The 18,250-nt window shown below is 41.4% G+C and carries 17 protein-coding genes; 10 read left to right on the top strand and 7 right to left on the bottom strand.

Annotation, left to right across the window (positions count from 1 at the left end; translation table 11 throughout):
• Positions 1-65 precede the first annotated feature (65 nt).
• Positions 66-1,034, bottom strand: coding sequence for a hypothetical protein (locus tag FTU22_RS04160; RefSeq protein WP_257225881.1), 969 nt, complete (start codon positions 1,032-1,034; stop codon positions 66-68).
• A 332-nt stretch (positions 1,035-1,366) separates the two neighbouring features.
• Here FTU22_RS04160 and FTU22_RS04155 point away from each other — a divergent pair, with 332 nt between their 5' ends.
• Complete coding sequence (locus FTU22_RS04155; RefSeq protein WP_180093138.1) at positions 1,367-2,722, top strand: TolC family outer membrane protein; 1,356 nt, start codon at positions 1,367-1,369, stop codon at positions 2,720-2,722.
• Positions 2,723-2,805: 83 nt separating this feature from the next.
• Positions 2,806-3,522, top strand: a complete 717-nt coding sequence (gene phoU, locus FTU22_RS04150; RefSeq protein WP_078189433.1) for a phosphate signaling complex protein PhoU — start codon at positions 2,806-2,808, stop codon at positions 3,520-3,522.
• Between the two features lie 58 nt (positions 3,523-3,580).
• On the opposite strand, the gene FTU22_RS04145 is transcribed toward phoU, so the two are convergent.
• Positions 3,581-5,377, bottom strand: a complete 1,797-nt coding sequence (locus FTU22_RS04145) for an ABC transporter ATP-binding protein (RefSeq protein WP_078189432.1) — start codon at positions 5,375-5,377, stop codon at positions 3,581-3,583.
• Positions 5,378-5,549: 172 nt separating this feature from the next.
• Between FTU22_RS04145 and FTU22_RS04140 the strand changes: the two genes are divergently transcribed.
• A complete protein-coding gene (locus FTU22_RS04140; RefSeq protein ID WP_180093136.1) occupies positions 5,550-6,176 on the top strand; it encodes an alpha-ketoglutarate-dependent dioxygenase AlkB in 627 nt (208 codons plus the stop codon).
• Between the two features lie 230 nt (positions 6,177-6,406).
• On the opposite strand, the gene FTU22_RS04135 is transcribed toward FTU22_RS04140, so the two are convergent.
• Complete coding sequence (locus tag FTU22_RS04135) at positions 6,407-7,183, bottom strand: IclR family transcriptional regulator (protein WP_078189430.1); 777 nt, start codon at positions 7,181-7,183, stop codon at positions 6,407-6,409.
• Between the two features lie 465 nt (positions 7,184-7,648).
• Between FTU22_RS04135 and FTU22_RS04130 the strand changes: the two genes are divergently transcribed.
• From FTU22_RS04130 to FTU22_RS04120, 3 genes are read left to right on the top strand one after another with little or no spacing between them, the layout of a single operon-like run.
• Positions 7,649-9,748: an FUSC family protein gene (locus FTU22_RS04130; protein WP_180093134.1), complete on the top strand. Its 2,100-nt coding sequence runs from the start codon at positions 7,649-7,651 to the stop codon at positions 9,746-9,748.
• Entirely contained in the window at positions 9,741-9,947 is a 207-nt protein-coding gene (locus tag FTU22_RS04125) for a DUF1656 domain-containing protein (RefSeq protein WP_168378210.1), read from the top strand. Before FTU22_RS04130 ends, FTU22_RS04125 begins: the two co-directional genes overlap by 8 nt.
• 34 nt (positions 9,948-9,981) lie before the next feature.
• Complete coding sequence (locus tag FTU22_RS04120) at positions 9,982-10,986, top strand: HlyD family secretion protein (RefSeq protein ID WP_078189427.1); 1,005 nt, start codon at positions 9,982-9,984, stop codon at positions 10,984-10,986.
• Positions 10,987-11,091: 105 nt separating this feature from the next.
• On the opposite strand, the gene ruvX is transcribed toward FTU22_RS04120, so the two are convergent.
• Both ruvX and FTU22_RS04110 read right to left on the bottom strand, forming a co-directional pair.
• Positions 11,092-11,535: a Holliday junction resolvase RuvX gene (gene ruvX, locus FTU22_RS04115; RefSeq protein WP_111884874.1), complete on the bottom strand. Its 444-nt coding sequence runs from the start codon at positions 11,533-11,535 to the stop codon at positions 11,092-11,094.
• A complete protein-coding gene (locus FTU22_RS04110) occupies positions 11,528-12,082 on the bottom strand; it encodes a YqgE/AlgH family protein (protein ID WP_180022050.1) in 555 nt (184 codons plus the stop codon). Before FTU22_RS04110 ends, ruvX begins: the two co-directional genes overlap by 8 nt.
• A gap of 308 nt (positions 12,083-12,390) precedes the next feature.
• Here FTU22_RS04110 and FTU22_RS04105 point away from each other — a divergent pair, with 308 nt between their 5' ends.
• The gene (locus FTU22_RS04105; protein ID WP_180093132.1) at positions 12,391-13,116 is read left to right on the top strand and encodes a hypothetical protein; all 726 of its coding nucleotides are present in this window, start codon (positions 12,391-12,393) and stop codon (positions 13,114-13,116) included.
• A gap of 61 nt (positions 13,117-13,177) precedes the next feature.
• On the opposite strand, the gene recN is transcribed toward FTU22_RS04105, so the two are convergent.
• Positions 13,178-14,839 carry a DNA repair protein RecN gene (recN, locus tag FTU22_RS04100; RefSeq protein ID WP_180093130.1) on the bottom strand — a complete coding sequence of 554 codons (1,662 nt, stop codon included), beginning with the start codon at positions 14,837-14,839 and terminating at the stop codon, positions 13,178-13,180.
• A gap of 601 nt (positions 14,840-15,440) precedes the next feature.
• Between recN and FTU22_RS04095 the strand changes: the two genes are divergently transcribed.
• From FTU22_RS04095 to FTU22_RS04085, 3 genes are all read left to right on the top strand, one after another.
• Positions 15,441-15,764 carry a pyrimidine/purine nucleoside phosphorylase gene (locus FTU22_RS04095; RefSeq protein ID WP_067763086.1) on the top strand — a complete coding sequence of 108 codons (324 nt, stop codon included), beginning with the start codon at positions 15,441-15,443 and terminating at the stop codon, positions 15,762-15,764.
• 175 nt (positions 15,765-15,939) lie between these two features.
• Positions 15,940-16,698: a 23S rRNA (guanosine(2251)-2'-O)-methyltransferase RlmB gene (gene rlmB, locus FTU22_RS04090; protein ID WP_180093128.1), complete on the top strand. Its 759-nt coding sequence runs from the start codon at positions 15,940-15,942 to the stop codon at positions 16,696-16,698.
• A gap of 8 nt (positions 16,699-16,706) precedes the next feature.
• Positions 16,707-17,627, top strand: a complete 921-nt coding sequence (locus FTU22_RS04085) for a DMT family transporter (protein WP_373685427.1) — start codon at positions 16,707-16,709, stop codon at positions 17,625-17,627.
• A 14-nt stretch (positions 17,628-17,641) separates the two neighbouring features.
• On the opposite strand, the gene coaE is transcribed toward FTU22_RS04085, so the two are convergent.
• Positions 17,642-18,244: a dephospho-CoA kinase gene (gene coaE, locus FTU22_RS04080; protein WP_180093125.1), complete on the bottom strand. Its 603-nt coding sequence runs from the start codon at positions 18,242-18,244 to the stop codon at positions 17,642-17,644.
• Positions 18,245-18,250 lie beyond the last annotated feature (6 nt).

Here is an 18,250-nt window from a genome sequence, read left to right as displayed (position 1 = left end):
TATTTTTCATCGATTTTGCAGTGCAGAATTTTGGCTAGGCCCGTGTGCAATTGAACTTGCATTGGCTAAGTAGAGGACTGATTTACACAGATGGCGTCACTAAAACAGTCTTTCTTATAATGCGGATCAGGATTGCGGACACCAATTAAATTCAACAGCTGCGCTTCTGATCGCTGATTAGATGCAGCAGTATTTTGATCTAATAATTTTAAAAATAAACGCGCCTGATCTGCCAATTTGGAGTTTTTTAATTGAGCCAAGCGTTCAATTTCTTCCAAAGAACTGGCTTGAATACTGAGGCGGTCTGAAAAGTCATTGGAAACTGGACTATGTGCCGATCCAATAAATAACAACTGGCTATATTGATATAGTAATTGTTGTGCATCTTTTTTGTAGGGGCTATCTGGATATTGTTTGAGATAGTCTTCCCAAAAAATTGCACGTGTCGCAATCTCTTGTGGCTCAATGGCTAAACTTTGTTGCAGCAAGGCAGGTTGTGCATTTTGTTCAGCCAGTTTTTCAATAAAGACTTGCTCAGATTCTTCCATATAAGGCGCAAAAATTTTGGCTAAATATTCAGGACTGCGGCGATAGCGTAACTGTCCTTCACCTGCATCGAACAACTCCACATAAGCTTGGCCTTTATGTTTCAGTAAGTATTGATCTCGGGCAGTGAGCTGCTCATAATGATTTTGTTGAATGGTGGGATGCTGAGCCATATCAAAGGCAAATTGTTCGAACGCCATTTGCTGTTGAGCTGTACGTTCAACATGTAAAAAGTTGTGATACATTTGATTGGACAAACGCAGTAATTTTTTTTGTTCGTCCGCTTTTAATAGCGGTAAGCAGACTTTGAGATCTTGGTTGATTTGTTCTAAAGCGAAAGTTGTTCGTTGATCGTCTATTTCCAGCATGTTTTTTTCAAGTTTTTTGCACAGCAAAGACAAATCGACTGCTTCTTTTTGAACAGTCTTATTGTTGGGAAACTCTGGTGCAGGTTGTGGTTCAGGCTGTTGTTGGCATCCATTCAACATACTGAAACATAAAAACATTGCACTAAACTTTGCAGGCAGCTGAAAAAATTTTGACACAGGAACTCGATGCGCTATAGAAGTGGTATTGTCCGATGGAATGTCGACTATTTTATAGATGAAACACGTGCAATATGTGTACTATTGTACAGTTCTTTGTTATAGCGTTGTGAGTAGTGTCCGAAAACGACTGAAATTATCCGGTTTTGTCGCATTTGATATAAAAAATTAATAAAAATCATACGGAAATTTGCAAGGATATGATTAGTATCTGCTTAGTTTTAGGCTTGAATATTCAATCTCGGGTATTTGAATATTAGGAATTTACAAAAAAAATGAACAAAAAAGTTGTGGTGGGTCTTTGTTTGCTTTTCACGAGTCAATGGGCGTGTGCGCTAGATCTTGTGCAAGCTTATGAACGAGCAAAACAGGAAGATCCCAATTGGCAAGCCAATAAACTACAATATGAAGCGGATAAATTGAATTTGGGGATTGCCAATGGGAACTTACTTCCAACGGTAACAATCTCCGGAAATGTGACCCGAAAAAATCAAAATTCCAACCAAAGTGGCGCTCAAGCCGGGCTGATCATGCCAGACAGCACCACAACAAGACAAATTGCGCTTACTGCCCGTCAGCCCATTTTTCGTTGGGATGCATGGGAAGGGCTGAAGCAAGTCAAGACCTCGATTAATTTAAGTGAAATCAATCTGCGGATTCAAAAACAAGATCATATTTTAAATGTTTCTGAAGCTTATTTTAATGTCCTACGTCAGCAAGCATTGACGGTTGCCAACCTACAAGAAGAACAGGCGCTATCTGAACAGCTGCGCATGATGAATGGCAAATTAAAAGAAGGCTTGGTGGCAAAAAGTGATGTCAGCGAAGCCAATGCACAATATCAAAATGCACGGGCAAACCGCATGGCAACCAATGTTCAATTGGTTTTGGCGCAGGAACAATTACAACAGTTGATTGGGCCATATCGAGAAAATTTGGCGGTGTTACGTGAAGATTTTCAGTTTGAAAAACCGATTCCAAACAATGTACAAGCGTGGGAAGAACTGGCTCAGGAGCAGAACCTAGGCATTTTACAAGCGCGTATGCAACAACGTTATGCGGAAGATGGCAAACGCGTCGAAAAAGCTGCCTTATATCCTCAGATTGAAGCGGTAGGGACCTATGGTTATAACAAGCAAAGTCCACAATCCATCATGTCGCAAGATGGTCAATTTGATCAGGTGGGGATTGAAATGAACTGGAATGTGTTTAATGGTGGACGGACACAGAAATCCATTAAGCAAGCGGCGATCAATGTTGAAAAAAGCCAAGCACAGGTGGATGCAGCGATTCGAAAAGCACAAACCGATGTAAAAAAATCATATATGCAAGTCGAAACGGATCAAAGTAAATTACAGGCACGTAAAGCTGCAATGGATTCTTCCGCGCAAGTGTCATTGGCCTCACAAGCCCAGTATCAGGAAGGTCTGAAAACTATGGTTGATGTTCTACTGGCACAGCGTAATGCCTTTTCAGCCCGTCAAGATTATCTGAATTCTAAGTACGATTATTTAATTCATGTTCTACAACTTAAAGCCTCAGTTGGGAAATTAACGGAAGCTGATTTAGTGGAAATGAATGCGTGGTTGGTCGATCAGAAAAATCAGCCATCGATCCTACTAAAGAAATAATCCATGGTCATAAAAGTTTCACAATCAATATGCTTTAATATGGCACTAAAATCTGCCGATTCACGTTGTAGTGGAGACTCGCTTTGCCTAATAATCCTGTTTTAAACCATCACATTTCTTCGCAATTCAATGAAGAGTTGCAGGATGTGCATACCAAATTTATGACCATGGGTGGTTTGGTGGAGCAGCAGGTTGCAAATGCCATTCATGCCTTATTGGATACGGATGCAACAATGGCGATTGATGTTCAATTTCAAGACAATACGGTGAACCGTATGGAAACTGAAATTGATGAAGCGCTTACCCTAATTTTGGCGCGTCGTCATCCTGCTGCGATTGATCTACGCATGGTGATTGCGATGTCGAAAGCCAACACCGATTTAGAACGGATTGGTGATGAAGCGGCAAAAATTGCCCGTATTGCACAAAGCTTGTGTGAAGAGGGTGGTTCACCGCGTGGTTATATGGAAACACGTCATATTGGCAACCAAGTCCGCGTGATGATTCATGATGCGCTCGATGCCTTTGCACGTTTGGATGTGGATCAGGCTTTACGTGTCCTTTTGGCCGATGCTGATATTGACCGCGAGTACCAATCGGCAACCCGTACCCTCATGACGTATATGATAGAAGATCCACGCCACATTACTCGGGTCATGAATGTACTTTGGGTGCTGCGTTCACTTGAACGTATTGGTGACCATGCTCGAAATATCTCTGAACAAGTGATTTATATGGTGAAAGGTCTAGATGTCCGTCACACCAGTGTTGAAGAAATTGAGCAAAAAGTTCAGCGTTAATTGAATAAAACAAATATGAACGAAGCCCATCAAACGATGGGCTTTTTTCGGTGTAAAATTAACTATGTGTTTCTTCGTCTTCCTCAAAAGTACGGGCAATTTTGTCAATATTTAAACTTTTCGCCATCGCATCGAAGATTTGCTTATAAGCACCTTCTTGATGGTACAAATCATGATGCTCCCCGTGTTCTACGATTTGTCCGTCTTTCATCACATAGGTGTAATCGGCATCGATAATTTGCGACAAACTATGTGAAATCATGATGACGGTACGCCCTTGTTTAATTTGATCCAGACTATTTTTAATTTGTTCAGCAGCGATCGCATCTAAACTTGCAGTCGGTTCATCTAAGAAAATAATCGGCGGATTTTTTAGGAACATACGTGCCAAGGCAATACGCTGTTGCTGTCCACCTGAGAGCAGTAAGGCATCTGCTTCATAGGCATGTGGCAGTTTTAAGATCTGATCATGGATCGAGGCTTTCCTTGCCGCATCAAAGACTTCTTGCTCTGTGGCTGTACTTTTTCCATAGCGAATATTTTCAAAAATTGAACCTGGGAAAATATGATTTTTTTGTAAAACCAAACCAATATTTTCACGTAAATACTGTGTATCAATCTGTTCTAAATCGATGCCATCAAGTTTGATATTGCCCGCTTGAGGATGATAAAACTTATCCAGTAAGCTAATTAATGTCGATTTTCCAGCGCCAGATAAACCAACCAAGGCGGTAATTTTGTTCGGTTGGATGGTCATGTTGATGCGGTGCAATGCCTGAAAACCATTGGGATAGCTAAAGTCGACATTGCTTAATTCAAACTGACCTTGAATCGGAGGTTGAGCAGTGCCACTGGTTTCAATTTCATGATCCGCTTCTAAGATGTTAAAGAAGCTTTCCGAATAAATCATCGCAGAGTTAATTTCATCATAGATACGATGCAGCGAGCGAATCGGGGCAGAGACATTATTAAATAACAACACGTGATACATAATCATCCCGATACTCATTTGCCCATCCAAAACAAAATAGGCTGTCAGAATGATGATCAGTACCACACCGACCTGTTCAATAAAGGTTTTGAGTCCGTCAAAGATATAACTGGTTTGCCGTGTCTGCATCTGGTTTTCAGTCAGCGACTTTTGCAGATTTAATTGCTTTTTCGATTCGACGGCTTCTTTGTTAAAAGATTTAATGACCGTTATCGAGTTGATAATACTCAGAATACCCTGATTTTTCTTTTCAAAATTATCGCGTAGGGCACGGCGTTTGCCTGCCAGTTTTTGTGATTGTTTGAAAGTTAGCCAAAAATAAATCGGCACGATAATTGTGGCCACCACGCCAACCCAAACATTGGCATAATACATTAAGCCCAGTGCAATAATAGCACTGGTAAATAGCGGTAAAATATCAATAAAAAAGATTTGAACCAGTCGTGTGAGCGAGCTAACCCCCCGATCAATTCGAGTTTGGAGTTTGCCTGCTTGGTTGTCTTGTTGATCGAAGAATGCCAATCGATAGGTGATAAATTTTTCAATAATGCCTTGGGACAAATCCTGAGAAATTAAAATACGTAATTTTTCACCAAACGATTTTTGTCCAAATTGCACGATGGCATTGATGACTTCTTTTCCCAGTAAAACTACGGTGATGGTGATTAATATATGCCAACCATTGGCTAGACCGAGGCCTTGCTGTAAAAGCTGATTGATGCTGTCTACGGCATATTTGAGTGTCAGGGCATTCACCTGTGCCGTGAGTGAGCCAATTAAGGTCAAGATCAGCGTCACGACCACCAGCCAGCGGTATGGCTGTACGAATGGACGTAATTTTTGGAAAAGCTGCCACAGGTTCATAAGCAATTATTTTTATTGTGAATATGAGCTTTAGTCTAAGACTGAAAATTCTATGCGACAAGTAATGACAATGTTTTGATTTGTGACGAGAGTTTTTCGGCTAAGATATTTTTTAAATGTGCTCACGACATCAGCATCACGCTGCTGTGCCAAACAGTGTTGAGTTGAACCGATGAATTTTGAATTATTTACGCCTGAACCGCATGCAAATCTGTTGCCCTATGATGGTGAAGTTGAAGATTATGGACTGATCTTCAATGCTGAAGACAGTGAAAAATATTTACGCTATTTCCTCACGCAGTTGGCTTGGCAGCATGATGAAGTCATTTTGCATGGACAGTATTTTCAAACGGAACGAAAAGTGGTTTGGTATGGAGATGCTCATTATGAGTATCACTATTCAGGCATGCAAAAGCAGGCATTGATCTGGAATCCAGCTTTACTGCGCTTAAAGAAATATATTGAGCAACGGGTGGGTCAGACGTTTAATTCCTGTTTGGCCAATTTATACGAAAATGGTACGCAAGCGGTGGGGTGGCATAGTGATGATGAGCCATCTTTGCTTTCACCCACACAGCAGGTGGTGATCGCATCTTTGAGTTTTGGTGCAAGCCGAAAGTTTTGCTTTAAACATAAAAGCACCCAAGAGAAAGTACAGCTTTTACTGCAAAGTGGACAGTTGATCGTGATGCGTGGGCAAACCCAACGGTATTGGAAGCATGCCCTAATGAAGTCGATGAACGTGACCGAGCCGAGGGTGAATTTAACCTTTCGTTATTTCTATGATAAACAGCCATAAAAAAAGCCCATATCTAGATGAGCTTTTTTCTTTCTCTGAGGAAGAGTATAACGACAATCAACTGAAATCATGGAACACATGGTTGAGATGACTGCTAAAGAACAATAATCATATTATGATAATATATCTGGAATTTATAATTAATAAATTCAATTAATAATATGAATTTATCAGATTAATTAAATATCATCTTTACAACATCGCATCAGTTGTGCGCAAACTGATCAGATTTAAATGGCGTCCGATTCTTCCATCATACTGCTGTATTTTTTCTCAATACGCGCTGTACAGTCTTGCATCATTTCTACGACTTTTTGAAAGTTCATAAATTCAAAACGATTTTTAGACGCCAATAGGGTCAAAGCAAGTGGGGGTTCTTTACTGGAAAATTTAATCGGAATCGATAGGCTCGACATATTCGGGTCAACTTCACCATTGGAAAAATAATAACCCTGCTTTTTAATCTTTTTCATTTGCTGCATAAATTCTTCTTCATTATGCGCAAAACCAACTTGAGATAACTCGTCCGCAAAACGGTGGTAATAATCTAAAATCCGTTGCTTAGGTAACTGCGACAAAATCACTTTAGACGATGAGCCTTTATACATTGGACGCGGGCTACCTCGACCATAAGCCAATGCGGCATAGTCTTTATAAAGTTCATGATGTACATCAATGCAAGAGTCGATATTTAGATGCGTCAATAAGCAGCAAGACTCTGTGCGTTCCACAATTTCTTTCATGAAGGGGATGCTAATTTGCACCAATGGATCGGTGGTGCGAGAAATAAAATCAAGCACAGCAATTTTTGAACCCAGTGTGTAATCGCCAGAAGTCCCACTGAGGCGCTGCAATAATTCAGCAGAAACCAGTTCTTTTAAATAGCGATAGCTCGTTGGTTTAGATAAGCCTAATTCTTCACTAATAATGTCGACATTGATGATGGGACGAGCAACTGAAAATAAGTCGAGTACGGTGAGAATTTTACCAAAACTGGAAAGCGCCATAAGAACCTGCTTGGTCACAATAAAAAATGAATCGTTAAGTTACTTTATAACAAATTGCTCGGCCTGATGTTGCGCTTTTCTACACTGGAAATGAAACAAATCTGAAATATCACAGGGTTTCTTGGGTTATTCTGATAAAAGCATAATAAAAAAATTGAAATACTCATTTAAAATATAGGTCAATTATCAAAATAAGATATTAATATTGACTTTAATTTGTTTTTTTAGCAAAATTGCTATGAAAATATCCTATATTGAATAAATATTGCCCATTATTTCGATGCGCAGGCAATGTTGCACACTACTTTTTGTATTCAAATGGTTTGAAACACGATTTGAATCGCTTCTTTACTTATTGAAATTTCTAGTCATTCCTGTGCCGTGATACAGGTTGTGCTATCGAATGTTTAAGCATTCGATACGAGGCCGTTTTCACTAAAAAGAAGCAAGCCACCGAGATCCATCATGCTGCTGACGAAACAAATACTCGCTTTTCGGCCCAATAAAATGGACTGGATTTTTGCGACCAAAACGTTCATCGCGGGCATGTTGGCATTGTATGTGGCCTTTGTACTGAATTTGGCTTATCCGATTTGGGCGATTGGCACCGTTTTCGTGATCGCGAATCCATATTCAGGGATGACGTCTTCAAAAAGTTTGTATCGTGTATTAGGGACGTTCTTAGGGGCGGCCGTGTCGGTGGTGGCACTGCCACATCTCATCCACATGCCTGTACTGTTTACGGTGTTTTTAGCGGTTTGGGTTGGGTTTTGCCTGTATTTGTCATTGCTAGACCGCACGCCTCGTAGTTATGTTTCCATGTTGGCGGGTTATACCACGGTCATTATCTGTTTTAACGTGGTGTATTTTATTGATACTGCTTCGATTTTCGATATGGCCTTGGGGCGTTTTCTCGAAATTACGGTGGGTGTGGTCTGTAGTGCCATCGTGACCACGACATTATTTCCAATGCATATTGGCCCTGCCGTCGAAACACGGGTGAGCAAAACCTTTGCCGATACCAAAGAAATTTTTGATCAGATTTTATTAGAGCCTGCCGAGCTAAAAAATTATTCTAAAAATCTCGGCAATATTGCACGAGATATCGCCGATATACATGTCATGGCGGTGCATTTGTCTTATGAAAAATCCACCTTAAAAGGCATGACACGTCCGTTGCAGGAAATCTTGCATCAGTTGAGTTTGTTGGTCAGCAACTTGGTGGCCATGTCTGAACGGATGAAACAATTAGATGGTCTGGACACACATTATCGGACGGCACTCAAGCAAGCCCATGAACATATTGCCGCGTTTTTATTAGATCAACATCAGATTGAGGAAAGTGAACTTAATCAATTGCCTGAACAGTTTGAGCAAGATTTTCAACACATTCATGCACAGGCATTGCCATCACAACAGGTGATTTTGGGCAGTCTAAAAATGGATATTCGCCATTTTATTCAGAATATTCGTGCGATTCGCTTGCTTTGGCAGCGGGTACAGCAAGGCGACTCCACTTTACCAGCTACACTGACCGCCTTGGGCAATAGTCATTATCCGACTTTGCACCGAGATGCGGGGGTTGCCATTCGTGGCGGGGTGTCTGCATGTTTGATTATTTTAATTTCTACGGGTTTTTGGATCGTTAGTGGTTGGAAAGCTGGATTTATGATGGCCGAAATGGCTGCGATCAGTGCCTGTATTTTAACGGCAATGGATAACCCTGTTCCTGCATTGAAAATGTTTATTCGCGCCAATATGTATGCGGCTTTCATGGTGTTTATCTACGCCTATGGCATTTTCCCGCATGTGACCGCTTTTTGGCAGTTGATCGTGGTGTTAGCACCGTTTGTGATGTTCTGTCTGATGCTGTTTTTACATCCGCCTTTGATTGGGATCAGCTTGCCGCTTTTGATGGGCACCATCATGGGACTGAATTTTCAAAACCGCTTTAGCCTCGATCAGGTGTTTTTCTTCGATGCATCGATTGGGACGGTTTTGGGACCCATTATCTCGGTATTTATTATTCATTTAGTGCGTGCGATGTCCCCAGATATGACGGCCCAACGCATACTTTCACAGCATTACAAGGCACTGCGTCAGGCTTTATATCTGCCGAACGGCTTACCGTTTCGGGTGCATTTACGCAGTATGTTGGACCGAATTGGCATCCTAAACAGCAAAATGGTGCAATCAGGAAATTTGAAGCAACAGATCGAGTGGGCTTTGGTGGAAGCCAGTGCGGTGATTGATTTGACCCGCTTACAAGAACTCATGAATAAACTCGATCCGAATGATGCATTGGTCAGCGAACTCGAAGAGTTACAACAAGATTTAGATGACTATTTTCGGGCCATGGAACAAGGGCAAAAGAATGTGTATAGGAGCTTGAAACAGCAAATTGTAGAGCGAATTCAACGATTGAATCAGGCCGTTCAGGGTATTGAAAACGACGATGTTATGCATCGAATTCAGTATTCACTGAACAATATTCAAAGCAGTTTGTGTCATGTTCTAACACAGCAGACTCCAAATCATTTACAGGTCGAGGCACAACATGGGTGAGCTAAATGTATATGGCGTCTATGTGCCCATTCTATTGATTCAAGCGGTATTGGCCTATCTGTTATTGCGGGTCATCATGCGTTTGCTTGACCGATGGATGGCGCAAGATTGGGTGCCGATGCCCAATATTTTTTATTTGGGTGTATTTGTGATGTTGCTTTGGCTGGTGCATGAAATCTTTATTTTCTGCCAGTTCTAAGCCCCTAAAAAAATGAAATGATTGAGGTAATCGTATGACCAATTTGAATGTCCGAAAATATGTTCGGCCTGTATTGTTGATAATCGTGCTATGTGGCGCATTACTTGCGCTAAAACATATTTGGGACTATTACAATTCGGAACCATGGACGCGTGATGGACGGGTACGTGGTGACGTGATTCAAGTGTCATCGGATGTTTCAGGTTTGGTCACAGACGTCTTGGTTCAAGACAACCAACAAGTGAAAAAAGGCCAAGTGTTATTTCGTATAGATGTGGCACGTCAAGCGTTGGATGTTGAGCAAGCCAAATCTGACCTGGCGAAAGCCAAAGCAGGACTGGCAGGGGCTGAAGCACAGCTTGCTGAAGCCAAAGCCAATCTAGTGAAGTCACAAGCCAATATCAATCTTGCAGATAAAAATGCAAATCGTTATGCAAGTTTGATGGACGGTGCGATTTCAAAACAAGAACAAGATCAAATGTTTGCAGTGCGTGATCAATCACATGCAGAGCATGAGCAAACTCAGGCAGCGATTGAACAAGCCAAAGCCAGTGTGGTGCAGCAAAAAGCCCTAATTGAAGCAGCGAATAGCAGTTTGCATTTGGCTGAGTTGAATTTAAAACGTTCGGAAGTGGTTGCACCAACAGATGGAACTTTGTCTAACTTTGAACTCAAAGCAGGGAATTACGTCAAAGTAGGACAAGCCGTGGCGGCTTTAATTGACCGTCAACAATTGTATGTTGTGGGATATTTTGAAGAAACCAAACTGGATAAAATCTATGTTGGCGCACCTGCAACAATCCAACTGATGGGAAGTTCTGAAGTTTATAAAGGCCATGTACAAGGCGTTGCAACAGGGATTGAAGACCGTGAACGTACCTCGACTGATGGCTTACTTGCCAATGTTAATCCAACCTTTAGTTGGGTCCGTTTGGCACAGCGTGTACCAGTGAAAATTGTACTGGATGAAGTGCCGCATGATCAGCTGGCTTTTGTCGCGGGTCGAACCACCACGATTCATATTGTGGATAAAAACTAAGTTATCCCCAATCATTTCATTTGCGCAGCATTGAGTGATCAATCTTGCGCATAAAAAAGCATCCTTTTTCGGATGCTTTTTTATTTGCCTGTTTGTTGAAAGCGCTTAAGGTTTCAGTCCCACTGGATTTCGATACCAACTTTCAATAAATAATGCTGCAGCAAGGCTGTCGGCAGAAAGATTCTTCGCACGGCCTTGGGCTTGATAATGATCTAATTCATCACGCGCTTCACGTGTAGTTAAGCGTTCATCGACCATCAAGGTTTCAATATTGGTTTGGTGGCGAAGGCGTCGTGCAAATTTACGCGCACGTGTGGAGAGCTCAGATTCGCTGTCATCCATATTGAGCGGTAGACCCACGATGAACAAATCCGGCTGATACTGTTTCACAATCTTGAGTAGATTATCCCAATTGGGAATGCCATCTTTCATGGGAAAGAGTGGCAGGGGATTTGCACTTTCAATCAAGGCTTGTCCCACAGCTATTCCTGTTTTTTGTGTGCCAAAGTCAAAGGCCATAATCATTTGATATTGTGGTAAATCAGGCATGTCCAATCTCAGATGATAACCACGTGCGGTCTACGCCCATTTTTTTATAGGCAGCGTCCCAGCGGTCGTCATAAGGTAAGTTAAATATTAAATCCATGTCTGAGTCACAAATGAGCCAATCACCCCGAGCAATTTCTTCTTCCAATTGGCTTTTACCCCAACTGGCATAGCCTAGAGCCACCTGATAGCGACCCACACCTTCATTGTGTGCAATCGCATCTAAAATATCTTTAGACGTGGTAATACAGACATTTTCACCTACAGCAATAGACGAATGCCATGTCGGTTGACCGGTATGAAGAACAAAACCTGCCTCTGGGCGCAAAGGACCACCTTGCAACACTTCATGAGGATGCACATTATCTGCCTCAATTTCCAAATCATTCAATAGTTCTTTGATCTGCAAGCCAGAAGGACGATTAATAATGATGCCTTGAGCGCCATCTTCATCATGTCGCGCTAAATAAATCACCGTATTGGCAAAGAATTCATCGTTCATTTCGGGTGGAGCAATCAGGCAGCGGTGTGTGAGGTATTGTTTAGTCACCTAATGGCTTCTCCTTATTGGGGTAAGTTTGATTCTTGGGGGGAATTGCATTCGAATAACGTTGTATTTATCAACATACTAGACTCACAAGTTTTCAACAATGAGTTTTTCTGCAAATTCAATATTTGTCATGCTCGACCAGTGAGGGACATGCTAAAAATCTTCATCGTGCAGGCGGGTCTGTAATGTGGTGAATTGTGAAGCGATGATTGGTGATTTGAACAACAGCAGTACAAAAGTGAGGAGAAGATATACGTGATGGATGATAAGGATTGCTTAAAATAGCAGGATAAACTGAGGGTAAAACAATGACACATTTTTCAAAAATAATAGGGATGGCACTCTGTGCAAGCCTACCTATTTCAGGCTTTGCAGGAAGCGCTGACTTACAAAAACATGAATCTCAGGTGATTAAAAAATATAAAAACTTAAATTTTTATGAGGTCAATGAAGCGATAGAACGTGAAATTGTGGATGTCATTGCGGCAGATCCGAGCAGTTTTCACTACGGATTTACGCAACTCGAAAAGCAAGGTTTTGTTCATGTGCAATATTCACCAGATAAAAAACTTAAATTTTATAGTTTTGATGTGTCTGGCGGAGGCACCATGGGGGAGTGGAGCAGCTATGTGCAATATGCAACGGGAAAAACGCAACATTTAGATCAATTTGACTCAGGCTATATCAATCAAATTTTGCCGGTCAACATCCAAAATAAAACCGTATATTTGGTGAAGAGTTATTATAAAGGTGATAATTGCAGTGGACTACATCATCTAAGAGCTGTTGAAGTTGGACCAAAACAGTTACTTAAATCTTATGTATTTCAAACTAAGCAAAAGAAACTAGATCAAATCTCGATAGATTATGACTGCCATTATGAAACCGATCGTCGTAGCGGTAATGAATATCTCAAAATCAGTCCGAAACACGTGGATGTTATGTTACTCAATCAACAACATCAGCCGCAGTATAAATATTTACGCTATAGCTTAGGCTCGAAAGCCTTTGTGTATCAGGGGATTGTCAAATAGTGTATTTAAGAAAAAAGCCTGTGTACTTTGAATACACAGGTTTTTTTGAAAGCATCAAAAATTAACTATGTTGAAATTTTAATTGTCGCAACTGTTTTGCGTGTTGTAAGGTCGTTTGACTAATCTCCACACCACCAGTCATTCGAGCCAGCTCTTGGATCCGATCATCTTCTTCTAATTCGATAATGGTACTGCTTGCAGGATCCGTTTGACGTTTTTTCACCAACAAGTGCTGATCGGATTGTGCTGCAACTTGCGCTTGATGCGTGATACATAGAATTTGAACATGCTGCGCCAAATCAGCCAACAAACGCCCCACAATTTCTGCCGTTCCGCCACTGATCCCGACATCAATTTCATCAAAGACCAAGACTTCGGATTCCGTTTTTTCAGCATTCATCACTTGCATGACTAAGGCGATACGTGACAATTCACCCCCAGATGCCACGCGTGCTAAAGGCTGAGCAGGAATCCCTTTGTTTGCGGTGAACAGGAGTTGAATAAAGCTTAAACCTTCACTTGAAGCTTGTTCTAGAGGCTCAAACTTAAATTCAAAATGAGCCTCTGGGAGCGCGAGCTGTTTCACTTGTTCAGTCAACTGCTTCGCCAATGGGGTAGACGCTTCACGACGAATATCATCCAAATGCTGTGCTTTAGTTAAAAAGTCTTGATGAGACACTTCCACTTGTTCAGCTAAGGTTTCAGGATCCTCAAGCTGATGTAATTGTTCAAGCTCAAGTTGCCACGCATCATAATCATTTTTTAAGTCTTCAGGCTGAGTACGATATTTACGCGCTAAGCGATGAAAAACTTCCAGTTTGGTATTTAATTCGTCCATACGTTCAGGATCAAAACTTTGACGATCAATAAACTGACGTAAATTTGCGGTGGCATCTTCAATTTCACTTTGAGCGTTCAGTAGCGACGTATAAATTTCAGAAAGTTGTTCACTACGTCCTGCATGCGATTCAATCCGACGAATGATCGCGCCCATTTCTTGATTGATATTTTGCTCGGCGTCATCGAGGGCATTTAGACCATAGCTACAATCCTGCATGATATGTTCATGATGACTGAGACGGTCAAATTCTTGCTCGATTTCTTTGTAGTCCGTTTGCACAACGTCTTCAAGTTCTTCCAATTGAAGTTCAAGCGTTTCTATCCGTTGCTTACGTGTGGCTTGGGCATCGAGTGCTGCTTGGTGCTGTCGAATGTCCTTTTGCCACTTGCTATAGGCATCACGCACGGCTTGAGCAGGCTGATAAAAATTGTAATAGCGATCTAGCCAATGTTTTGGATAGGGCGGTTCTAAGAGTTGTTGTTGGCTGTGTTGGCTATAGAGTTGTACCAATAAGCGGCCAATTTCTTTTAACTCAGATAAGCTGCTCGGACGTCCATTAATCCATGCTTTGCTACGACCTGTTGCAAAAATCACGCGACGTAAATGGATTTCTCCAGACTCATCATCCAGTTCGTGTTCTTTGAGCCAAAGCGCTTCAGGACTGTGCTCTTGGTAGCTAAAGGTCGCTGTCACATCGGCTTTGTCTGATCCATAGCGCACATAGTTGGTGTCTGTTCGTTCACCTAAACATGCTGATAGTGCGTCTAGCAGCAAAGATTTACCTGCACCTGTTTCACCCGTCAGGACGTTAAAGCCTTGTTCAATGTCGATGGCTAAATGGTCGGCTAATGCAAAATTGATCAGAGTTAAATGTGTCAGCATATACGCATCCGAGCTGCGAAAAGTTCTAGTTAAAGATAATTAAGTTTTGTTTTAGTCACAAGATAAGTTTTATTTTAAGATGACGAAAAACCTCATAATTCTATCCTAAATTTCAGTTTAACAAGAAATTAGTTTCGTATCTGCCGTAAGCACGCAGTGTAGTGATGCAAAGAGTAAATGATCTTGCATAACGTGAGCTTAAACCATCCAACATTTTGCTAAGTTCTCACAAAACACGTTTGTGTATGTATTCTTGTATTTAATCTAACGTGTTATTGCCTTAAAACGTCATGATTTGGTCTCTTAAATCCGTCCATATAATTCATTATCCATGTATATATCTGTGAAATGATTTTGCAGCGTTTCAATAGACCCTAACTAGGACTTTAGTAGATGAAATAAAAAAAGTATTTTGTACAAAAGTACAGTTTGTTTTAGATTCTCAATGTCAAGATAGTGGGATGGTATTGGGACATATCCACTTCTCAGATTTTTGTAATTATCTATCTCAAAATTTTCAACACTGATTGATTAGTTTTTGCAGCACAATTAAACTACTTCGATCAAAATATTATAAATATGCTTTATCTGGAGAAAACGCATGTCAGCACAGTTTGATCATGTATCAGTCATCAAAAAATCAAATGTTTATTTTGGCGGTCTATGTATCAGCCACACTGTGCAATTTGAAGATGGAACCAAGAAAACACTGGGTGTGTTGCTTCCAACTGAACAAGCGCTGACTTTTGAAACCCATGTACCTGAACGTATGGAAATTATTTCAGGTGAATGTCGTGTTCAAATTGCTGATAGCGAAGAAAGCGAACTATTCCGTGCGGGTCAATCATTCTACGTGCCAGGTAATAGCCGTTTTAAAATTGAAACAGATGAAGTCTTGGATTATGTGTGCCACTTAGAAGGCTAATAATTCAATCCATTTAGGCACAGTTTTTTAACTTCAAATCGGTTAAACTATGTGTCATAGCATAAATCCTGTAAAGCTTGCTTTGCAGGATTTTTCTTTTTGATAACCTAAGCTGTGCGCTGGGTGATCATACCCTGTTTAAAAGTTTTCGAAGTTTGCAAATTAGAGGTCGTTCATGGCGAAACCGGAATATTATTATGGCGTTCATTCAGTGGAGTCATTACTGGAACTTGAGCCAGAACGCGTATTAACTTTATTTGCGTTAAAAGGACGTGATGATCAGCGTTTAAAACGTATTTTTGAGTTGGCAGAACCGTTTGGTGTCAGCATTCAAAAAGCTAGCCGTGATAGTTTGGAAAAACTTGCGGGACAACCGTTCCATCAAGGTGTGGTCGCGGCTGTACGCCCCCATCCAGTCTTAAACGAAAAAGATTTAGAGGCTTTATTACAAGCCAATCCCAATACGTTGCTATTGGCTTTAGATCATATTACAGACCCACATAACCTTGGTGCATGTATCCGTACAGCGGCAGCTATGGGTGTTGAAGCCGTGATTGCACCGCGTGATCGTTCAGCGACACTTACTCCAACAGCCCGTAAAGTTGCTGCTGGTGGTGCTGAAAAAGTGAAGTTTATTCAGGTGACCAACTTGGCACGTACATTGGCTCAAATCAAAGAAGACTTTAATGTACGTGTGGTCGGTACTATGCTAGATGAAAAAGCTTTGCCGATTCAAAAATTTGACTTTACTGGTACGGGTGTATGTGTGGTTATGGGCGCTGAAGATACAGGTTTGCGTCCTATTACGCAGGCGCAATGTGATCAAACTGTTTACATTCCAATGGCGGGTAATTTGCAAAGCTTAAATGTCAGTGTCGCGACAGGTATGGCATTGTATGAAGCATGCCGCCAACGTAATAATGAATTGAAATAGCAGTGATGATGTCTCCCCAAAAACAAGGTTATTTATATGTATTCATTACCATGTGTATTTGGGGTGGATTCACCTTAACGGCGCGTTTAAGCGCCAATTGGGGAATCAGTGCTTGGGATATCACGGCACTTCGGTTTGCTTTGGCATTTTGCATCTTAATGCCAATTTTGATTTATAAAAAAGATACGGCTTTTTTATGGAAGAAAGAGCCTTTTATCCTTGCCATGCTCGGCGGGGTGACCTATTGCTTAACGGCCTATAGCGCATTTCATTATGCTCCTGCGGCTCATGCTGCAATCTTCCTCAATGGTTGTATTCCCTTATGTACGGCCATAGCCGCATTTCTGATCTTCAAACAGCCGCTCGATAAGCATACGTGGATCAGTGTGGTGATTATGATCTCTGCCATTAGCTTAATGAGCTATTTAATGTACGTCGAGACTGGTGTGGCATTTGGTTTAGGTGATTTGCTATTTTTTATCAGTGCCATTTGGTGGGGGATATTTACGGTATTGCTTAAGCAATGGAGGCTCTCTGCTTGGCATGCCATGGCGGGGGTTGCGGTTTGGTCTGCCGTGGTATTCGTGCCTATTTATCTACTATTTTTCCCTAAACATTGGTCTGACCCAGAGCCATTGCAACTCATTGGACAAGTTATCTTTCACGGTATTTTTGTGGTGATTATTGCGACTTTAACGTATGTAGAGGCGATCAAGCGCTTGGGTGCATTTAAAGCCGGAAGTATCGTAACTTTGGCACCTTTTATTGCTGCAATTTTAGCGGTACCGCTGCTGAATGAACCCTTAAGTTTTGCAATTGTGTGTGGATTGGTCGGGATGGGGATTGGAGCGATTCAACCGTGGAAATGGTTGGGACGAAAGGACAGTCTAGAGCAGCAACTCGAACAACAAAAAAAGCAGTCTGAGTAAGACTGCTTTTTTATTTAGCTTTTTTCAGCGTACGCTAAGTACTTGAGATGCAACGGCCGAAGCTGTGCATAAAGATGATCTAAATGACCATCATTCAGCACGATATCATCGGCGATTTTTTGCTTTTCCTGACGCGACATTTGCACTTGAATGATTTTTTGGATTTGCTCGATATTTTGACCATCGCGCTGTGATGCACGCTGAATTTGCAATTGTTCCGTGGCATCAATAAGCAAGGTGTGATTGGTTAATTCATGTTGATTGGTTTCAAATAACAGCGGCGAAACCAAGATGACATAGGGGCTGCTTGCTTCGTTTAATTGTTGGATAATGGACTGGCGTATTGCTGGGTGGGTAATGGCTTCAAGTGCTTGACGTGCTGTAGGATCTTTAAAGATATGCTCACGTAATGCACGCCGATTTAACTCACCATTCGCAAGTAAAACCCAATCACCAAATTGTTGTTGAATCTGAATCAGTGCGGGTTGCCCCGGTTCGACAACCTCGCGAGCAACGATATCAGCATCGACGACTTGAATGCCTTGGAGTTCAAACCAATTGCTTGCAGCAGATTTTCCGCTACCGATACCACCTGTTAAACCCAAGACAAATGTCATACAACG

Source organism: Acinetobacter sp. YH12076 (genome assembly GCF_013419525.1).
Taxonomy (GTDB): Bacteria; Pseudomonadota; Gammaproteobacteria; order Pseudomonadales; family Moraxellaceae; genus Acinetobacter; species Acinetobacter amyesii.
The sequence above is the reverse complement of the archived record's forward strand: the minus strand, read 5'-3'. Positions and strand labels throughout refer to the sequence as shown.

Coding starts and splice junctions, on each gene's coding strand:
- FTU22_RS04145 (WP_078189432.1), bottom strand. CDS start 5,377: ATGAACCTGTGGCAGCTTTTCCAAAAATTACGTCCATTCGTACAGCCA.
- FTU22_RS04140 (WP_180093136.1), top strand. CDS start 5,550: ATGAATTTTGAATTATTTACGCCTGAACCGCATGCAAATCTGTTGCCC.
- FTU22_RS04130 (WP_180093134.1), top strand. CDS start 7,649: ATGCTGCTGACGAAACAAATACTCGCTTTTCGGCCCAATAAAATGGAC.
- FTU22_RS04085 (WP_373685427.1), top strand. CDS start 16,707: ATGTCTCCCCAAAAACAAGGTTATTTATATGTATTCATTACCATGTGT.
- recN (WP_180093130.1), bottom strand. CDS start 14,839: ATGCTGACACATTTAACTCTGATCAATTTTGCATTAGCCGACCATTTA.
- FTU22_RS04095 (WP_067763086.1), top strand. CDS start 15,441: ATGTCAGCACAGTTTGATCATGTATCAGTCATCAAAAAATCAAATGTT.
- FTU22_RS04120 (WP_078189427.1), top strand. CDS start 9,982: ATGACCAATTTGAATGTCCGAAAATATGTTCGGCCTGTATTGTTGATA.
- FTU22_RS04155 (WP_180093138.1), top strand. CDS start 1,367: ATGAACAAAAAAGTTGTGGTGGGTCTTTGTTTGCTTTTCACGAGTCAA.
- FTU22_RS04125 (WP_168378210.1), top strand. CDS start 9,741: ATGGGTGAGCTAAATGTATATGGCGTCTATGTGCCCATTCTATTGATT.
- rlmB (WP_180093128.1), top strand. CDS start 15,940: ATGGCGAAACCGGAATATTATTATGGCGTTCATTCAGTGGAGTCATTA.
- coaE (WP_180093125.1), bottom strand. CDS start 18,244: ATGACATTTGTCTTGGGTTTAACAGGTGGTATCGGTAGCGGAAAATCT.
- FTU22_RS04135 (WP_078189430.1), bottom strand. CDS start 7,183: ATGGCGCTTTCCAGTTTTGGTAAAATTCTCACCGTACTCGACTTATTT.
- ruvX (WP_111884874.1), bottom strand. CDS start 11,535: ATGCCTGATTTACCACAATATCAAATGATTATGGCCTTTGACTTTGGC.
- FTU22_RS04105 (WP_180093132.1), top strand. CDS start 12,391: ATGACACATTTTTCAAAAATAATAGGGATGGCACTCTGTGCAAGCCTA.
- FTU22_RS04160 (WP_257225881.1), bottom strand. CDS start 1,034: ATGTTGAATGGATGCCAACAACAGCCTGAACCACAACCTGCACCAGAG.